We start from the raw sequence: 1,546 nt of genomic DNA, 5'->3' as shown, positions 1-1,546 counted from the left end.
CCGACATCCGCACTTGCCTCCAACTATCAGGTAAGCGCGAAACCTCATGTACTTCCAACCGCAAACTTAGCCCGGTATTTCATGCGTAACCCCTGAGTACAGACCCTAGGAATGACACTGCGCCTAAGACGAGAGAGATCGGGCAAGGAGTTATTCGGGGCGGGGAGCGAAGTACCCTTTGTGGACGCGGACCTTGTAACGGCGGTCGATGACCTGGAGGTTAATGGTGCGGAAGGAACCGTCATTCTTGAAGGCCGCCGGGCGGTAGATCAGGGAGTATTGGCTCCGGAGCTCTTCTTCAATTTTGCGGAAACCGGTGGCTACGTCCTCAATGCGGACGGGGTAGAGGGCCTGACCGCCTGTGGCTTCCGAGATCACGCGCAGTACCTCGTCGCCCTTGCTTTTGTTGGGGCTGATGTTGGTGCTGATGGCGTAAATGATGGTTTCGGCGCGCTGGCACATTTTGATAGCGTCAGAGTTCTGGTAGCGGCTGTAGTTATCATCACCGTCGGAAACAAGGATGAGAATGCGGCGGACGGCACCTTCTTCTCGAAGGTTTAGCATCTGGTCACGGCAGGCCTTGTGGAGAGCATCGAAGAGCGCTGTACCGCCGCCGGGGCGGAGCTTGCGGATACCCCGGTTGAGAAGGGCGATGTTGTCGGTGAAACTCTGAGCCAAGTCGGTCTGGATGTCAAAGCCCTCGACGAAGGCGAGGTCTCCGCGATGCAGTATCTGGCGCAGGAACCCGATAGCAGAATCCTGCTCGAACTGGAAGCGCTGACGAATGGAGCTGGAGGTATCCAGCATGATGCCGACGCGGAGAGGGAGATTTGTCTGCTGGGTAAAGTTGAGTACCGCGACCGGAGGGCGGCCGTCGTCGAGCAGTCCGAAGCTCTCGCGTTTGAGGCCAGTGATGAAGCGGCCTTTTTTGTCGGTGACGGTGAAGATTAGGACTACTTCGTTGGCCTGAACTTTGATGGTAGTGATGGGCCGGCTGGAGGACGGTGTCGCGGAGTCAGGAGTTTGGACCGGCCGTGGGGTGGGCACGGAGTGCTGCGCGGCGCTGGATTGCGCCTGAGTGGGTGGTTGCGACGCAGGAAACAGAGGCTGCACAGTCGGCGAGGTCTGCCGAGCAGCTGCAGGGGGCTGCGGAGCTGTGGCGGCCCGAGCGTCGGAGGGCAAAGGGCTGAGGAGAAGGGTGAAGACGGTGGTGATAGAGACGACGAAAAGCGATGATACAGCCTGGTCGCGGAGGGTGACTCTCACGCGGTTGATTCTACCGAATCCCTGGATGTCCTTGGTTTCTCTGGCATTGACCCGCCCCAAAAACGCGCGACCATCCTGATCGTCACATCGCTGTCCTCGTCCCTAAGCTCGTCGTCAGACGCTGGTGGGAGACTCCACTCCATAACCAGCGGGGGTCAACTACTGACTATGCTTCTTCTTGTCCGGCGACAATGCACTTAAATCCCGGAAAAGGATTGAAAACAAACAAGCGTGATTCCGGGATTTGAGTGCAGCGTGACACTGCGGGATAAATGAGATC

At 58.0% G+C, this 1,546-nt stretch carries 1 protein-coding gene; it reads right to left on the bottom strand.

Annotated features, from left to right (window positions below; genetic code table 11):
- Window positions 1-150 precede the first annotated feature (150 nt).
- On the bottom strand, window positions 151-1,266 hold the full coding sequence (locus Q363_RS31595) for a VWA domain-containing protein (protein WP_245632605.1): 1,116 nt from the start codon (window positions 1,264-1,266) through the stop codon (window positions 151-153).
- Between the last annotated feature and the right edge of the window lie 280 nt (window positions 1,267-1,546).

It is taken from the genome of Edaphobacter aggregans DSM 19364 (assembly GCF_000745965.1).
Classification (GTDB): domain Bacteria; phylum Acidobacteriota; class Terriglobia; order Terriglobales; family Acidobacteriaceae; genus Edaphobacter; species Edaphobacter aggregans.
Note: the sequence above shows the minus strand (reverse complement) of the source record. Positions and strands in the feature narration are given on the sequence as shown.